Here is a 5,372-nt window from a genome sequence, read left to right as displayed (position 1 = left end):
GAGGCCACCCACACCGCGCTGAGCATTACCCCGGCGGCCGGGTTCAACCGCGACCCCGCCGCCAGCATTGCCGCGTCCGACAACACCTCTACTGTTTGCAGGCAGTCGCGAGCATTCACCGACCCGGCTTCGGGCACGTGGAACGACCAACCGCCGGCGCCCTCGGCCTCGGCCCGCAGCCGCAACATCGCATGCCGATCCAGCAACGCCTGCAACAGCACCACCACGTCGGCCTCGGTGGCCCCGGCGGGGGCCTGCACCACCGTGGTCTGGTTAAAGTGCTGGACCGGACCGTCAACGCTTGCCAGCCAACGCATGATCGGGGTTGCGACCACCGGCCCAACGCCCTCATCGACCAGTGCAACCGCATTTTCGACCACTGCGGCCAGCCGGGCCACGGTCTGCTCGACGAAGATGTCGCGCGCCCGGCACACCAGGCCAGCGGCCCGTGCCCGCGCCACCACCTGCATCGACAGGATGCTGTCCCCGCCCAGTTCGAAGAACGATTCGTCGACCCCGACCTGATCGAGCCCAAGGACTTCGGCGTAAATGCCGGCCAGTATCTCCTCAACGGCGTCGGCCGGACCGCGGTAGCTGTCGCCTTCTTGGTAGTCAGGCGCGGGCAGTGCGCGGGTGTCGAGCTTGCCGTTGACGGTGAGCGGCAACGCATTCATTGCCACCACCGCGGCCGGAACCATGTACGCGGGCAGCCGCTCGGCCAGCACCGCACGCGCGGTGGACAGGTCGGTGGTGCCGGTGGCATACCCCACCAGCCGCTTGTCGCCAGGGCGGTCCTCGCGGACGATCACCACCGCCTGCTCAACCCCCTGCAGCGCACCGAGTGCGGCCTGTACATCGCCGAGTTCGATGCGATAACCGCGGATCTTGACCTGCTCGTCGGCACGCCCGAGATACCTCAGCTGCCCGTCAGCACCCCACCAGACCAGGTCTCCGGTGCGATACATACGAGCCCCTGGCCCACCGAATGGACACGCCACAAACCGCGTTCCGGTGAGACCGGCCCGGCCCACATACCCGTACGCCGCCCCGGCGCCGGCCACATACAGCTCCCCGACCACTCCTGCCGGCACCGGCTGCAACCACGCATCGAGCACGAAGAAGCCAAGGTGAGCCAACGGGACCCCGATGGGGCTGGACGTGCTCTCGACATCACCGCGGAGGATCTCCCGGAACGAGGCATGCACCGTCGTCTCGGTGATGCCGTACATGTTGATCAGCCGCGGAAGACCTGGGTGCGCGTTCAACCACGTGCTGAGACGTTGAGGTTCGAGGGCCTCGCCGCCGAACACCACCGCCTGAAGCTTGAGCTGACCGCCCAGCTCGGGCCGGAGCGCGTCGGCAGCCTGCAGCGCATAAAACGCCGACGGGGTCTGGCTCAGGACCGTGACCTGTTCAGCGGCCAGCAGGGCGTGGAAGTCTTCCGCCGAGCGCGCCACGGAGTCGGGCACTACCACCAGCCGCCCGCCGTAAAGCAGCGCGCCCCAGATCTCCCATACCGAGAAGTCGAACGCCAAGGAATGACATTGCGACCACACCTGGCCGGCCAACTCCAGATCAGCATCGAGAGTCTCCAGCAGCCGCGTCACGTTGCGGTGCGGGATCGCCACACCCTTGGGGGTTCCGGTGGTACCCGAGGTGTAAATGAGGTAGGCGATCTCATCAGCAGCCGGAGCTGCCGGCGCCGTGCTGGACATGTGACCGGCGGAGTCTGCAAGATCGTGGACGTCGATGACCAACAGGTCGTGCCCGTCCAGCCGCGGACGCAACTCGGCGGTGGTGATCGCGGCTACGGGCGCGGCATCACCGAGCACAAACTCACTCCGGGCCGGCGGCACCACCGGATCGATCGGCACATACGCTGCCCCGGTTTTCAGCACCGCCAACATCGCCACGACCGCCTCAGCCGTGCGGGGCAACAGCAACGCCACCCGCTGCCCCGGACCTACACCTTCGCGGGACAACAGATTCGCCAACCGGTTAGCGGCCTGCTCAACCTCGCGGTAGGTCCACGAAAGCTCCCCGTCGCTGATCGCCACCGCCTCCGGCACGCGGGCCACTTGCGCCGCGAACACCGCCGGAATCGACACCGGCGCAGGTGCCGACTGGGTGAGCACCGCCCGGTTGCCCCAGTCATGCAGACCGGCATGTTCACCGGCGTCGAGCAGATCAGTCGACGCGAGCCTTCGGCCCGGATCAGCGGTCATCGCTGCCAACACCCGACTTAACCGTCTCGCTAGATCGGTGACGTCGAAATTCGAAAATGGCCCCCGGACCCCTGCTGTGCTCAGAAAAAGCTGATCGCCGGCGCCAGAGAAGATGAACCCGAAGTCGCCTACCTGGCCGGGATTGGTGAATGACGCCGACGCCTCCACACCCGCGAAGTCCATAGTCATTTTCGACGGCATGAAGTTGACGCTCACCCTGTCGGCGGGGCGCTCCGGGCGGCCTTTGCGTTCAAGGGCATGCACCGGAAACCGCTGATGCTGCAGCGCTTCTTGTATCCGCGCGTCAACATGCTCACAAAAATCGGCAACCGTAGCTGCGGGACCAACCTTCAACACCAGCGGCACCGCCCCGGAAACCATCCCGGGGAGTGTCTTCATTTCCGGACGCACCCGCCTGCTGACTGGGAAGTCCAACACCACTTCTGAGCCCTCAGCGCACCACCCACGCACCAAAAGTGCACACGCCGCGGTGATGATCGAAGACTGAGGCATGTTCCATACCCGGGACAGCTCTTGAACTTGTCGAAGGACCGTGGCGTCCAATCGAACCGGCGCAGAAGGTGAATGTGACTCACCCGCACCCTCGGCTTGCGGCAACCGATAATTCGATCCGCTTTCCGGTGGAAGGTTCCTAGTCCAATAGGCTTCGTCTTCTAGGTAATCAGTGGAGGCTTCGTATTCTGCCTCGCCGCGAACCAAGTCCTGCAACGAGCCGAAGAAGGCCGGAGGAATGCTTGCCTGAGAAACCATCGCTGCGTAGACAGTTGCGATCCGATGGGCAAGAAGCGTGATTCCGGATCCGTCGACGATTAAGTGGTGGAAGCACGCGAACAAATAGAATTCGTCGACCCATGTCTGAAATAAAGCAAATTTGAACATCGGGCCAGCAGATGGCATTGGCGTGCGCTGAATCGCCAATGCCATGGCACGGGCTTCCTGCACCGGATGACGTGTGTCGCTCAGATCATGGAGGGCCACCTCGATGTCCGGGTAGTCGGTCGCCTTCTGGAAGACCTGGCCATCCACTTCGAAGAGGGTGGCCCTGACCGGTTCGGCCTCCTGCATCACCTGACGGATCGCCTGTTTGAGCACCTCGGGCTTGACCGTTCCGTCGAACCGCACGAGTACACCGAGTTGCCACTCCGTCACCGAGTGACCGGTCTCCTGCGCGAGCCAAATGTCGAGTTGTCCGCGCGTCAGCGGAAGTGCCAGGTCGTCAAATTTCATCCGGTGTACCTATCGAAACCCCCTGTCTCGTTGCCAACCTGTCACGCAGGCTCTTAGGCCGTATATCGGTCCAGTTCTGTTCGATGTACTCCAGGCACGATGCGCGATCCCCCTCGCCATAGACCACCCGCCAGCCGGCGGGAACATCGGCGAAGGTAGGCCACAGGCTGTGCTGCTCTTCGTCGTTGATCACGACGAAAAAACGGCCGTCACCGTCGTCGAACGGATTGATACTCACCGCGTCTCCAGCTGTCTACTCGACATGGGTATAACAAGTTCTAGACGATACTGGAGCCGTGTGCAGCTTGTCTAAGGGTTCGGATATATAGTCTGCCGGACTGAACATTCCATTTGGCGGAGGCCACCAGCGTCGTCGTCCTCATCGGTGCCCTGCGCTCGGTGAACATGCTCTGGCGCAGAGCTTTACCCTCGACACGTTGATGCGGTGGAACCTGCTGTACACCCCATCTCGGCCACGCCGCGCGCCACGCAACCGCTGTCGGTGATGGCCCACGTCAGAGCGGATAGCGGGTCGCCGCCGCTCGGCTCCACTACGGTTCGTAGTACGGCAGCGCATTACGCCCGCGCCTAAGTGCGTAACTGCGATCGCAATATCCGGTACTCCAACAAGCCAGCACGCATCTGCTCGTAGATCGCTGACCCGGGCAACGCCAGGAAGTTCGCCACCCGAGAATTTCCGTCGCCGTAGACCTGCTCCCAGTTGTTGCTCGCTTGATCACGCGAGGCCAAGACGTTGGCAGTGATGTCTCGGTCGGCTTCGGTGACAAAGCCGAGCGCGTGCAGACGACTCCGCACGTAATCCCAGTCCTCGGGGCTCAGGAAGTCGGTGTGCAAAAACCATGCCCCGAGCCGGCAGATCCGGCGAACTTCGTTCAGGAATTTTGGCAGATTCCCATATGAGTGTGACGACTCCACATTGAGGACGGCGTCGCAGGACCCGTCTTCTAGTGGAATGTTCAGCGCGTCGCCCACCCTGAAATCCGTCGAGTTGTCGAGATGCGTTTTACGGCAGAATTCGATAGCTTCGGAGGACATATCAATGCCGATGACGTGACCGCTGAACTTTTCCGCGACAAGTCTGGAGTTGCCTCCGCGCCCACAGCCTATTTCGACAACTGTGCGGTCATCCAGGTCAATCGATCCGATGACTTCGAATACCAGCCGGACCGAGTGGGCGTTGAATGTGCCTTCGCGAATGGCGAACGCCGACTCGTTGCCAGAAATCGTCGGGACGTACCCGTAATTGAGGAAAAAGGATGAGTCGGCCACGCCGATGTCTTCCAAGCGGCGGCTCAGTTGATTGTAAAAACTGCGCCATCCACCGGCCGTCGTGGACAGTAGGTCGTCAGCCAGGTGCTCCGACATCGGAACTCGTGATTCAACCTGCACCGAGGGTTCGTTCTGCTGATTCATTATGTCGCCTCAACTCGAGCTTCTAAAGTGGAATTACGTTGGATTGCACTCTTGCTGATAGCTGTTGATTAGCGTTGCCGCGACCACCGAGTACTGTGAAGCCGGTTGGCTTGAGCTGATTTTCCAGCACCCGTAGCTTCTCCACGTGTTCCAACGCCCGAAATCGCTCCCTCAGCGACACGGATGCAAATAGATCTTCCGTAGTCTGGCAAAAGTAGCGGATGTCGCCCGTTTCCACCTCGTTGAGGTCGATCAATTTGCTTGAGTCGGGCAGATTAATGTTGTTTATAGCGGCCCAGTCGAGTTGGCCGCAATCGCGGAGCAAGTCGATGATTTCTTCGAACCGGTATGCGTTGACGATCGGATGAAGGTAGGCGTCCACATCGATACTGACCTGGCTGACCTCGGCTTGAGACTGCGCCGCGGAGCTACCATACCTCTTTACCTCAAGCTGAAGTCCCATGT

At 61.8% G+C, this 5,372-nt stretch carries 4 protein-coding genes; all 4 read right to left on the bottom strand.

The window, feature by feature from the left end; translation table 11 throughout:
* The coding region (locus tag WAN02_RS22165) for a non-ribosomal peptide synthetase (protein WP_422266413.1) at positions 1 to 3,473 on the bottom strand (3,473 nt) is incomplete at its 3' end.
* The gene (locus tag WAN02_RS22160; RefSeq protein ID WP_422266411.1) at positions 3,463 to 3,711 is read right to left on the bottom strand and encodes an MbtH family protein; all 249 of its coding nucleotides are present in this window, start codon (positions 3,709 to 3,711) and stop codon (positions 3,463 to 3,465) included. The genes WAN02_RS22165 and WAN02_RS22160, both read right to left, overlap by 11 nt.
* 350 nt (positions 3,712 to 4,061) lie before the next feature.
* Positions 4,062 to 4,907, bottom strand: coding sequence for a class I SAM-dependent methyltransferase (locus tag WAN02_RS22155; protein ID WP_422266409.1), 846 nt, complete (start codon positions 4,905 to 4,907; stop codon positions 4,062 to 4,064).
* A 22-nt stretch (positions 4,908 to 4,929) separates the two neighbouring features.
* Positions 4,930 to 5,372, bottom strand: a 443-nt coding sequence (locus WAN02_RS22150; protein ID WP_422266407.1) for a hypothetical protein, incomplete at its 5' end; no start/stop codon positions are given.

The sequence above is a fragment of the Mycobacterium sp. genome, from assembly GCF_049281135.1.
Classification (GTDB): Bacteria; Actinomycetota; Actinomycetes; order Mycobacteriales; family Mycobacteriaceae; genus Mycobacterium.
The sequence above is the reverse complement of the archived record's forward strand: the minus strand, read 5'-3'. Positions and strand labels throughout refer to the sequence as shown.

Excerpts from the sequence above, each read along its gene's own strand:
- WAN02_RS22155 (WP_422266409.1), bottom strand. The coding sequence starts at position 4,907 with ATGAATCAGCAGAACGAACCCTCGGTGCAGGTTGAATCACGAGTTCCG.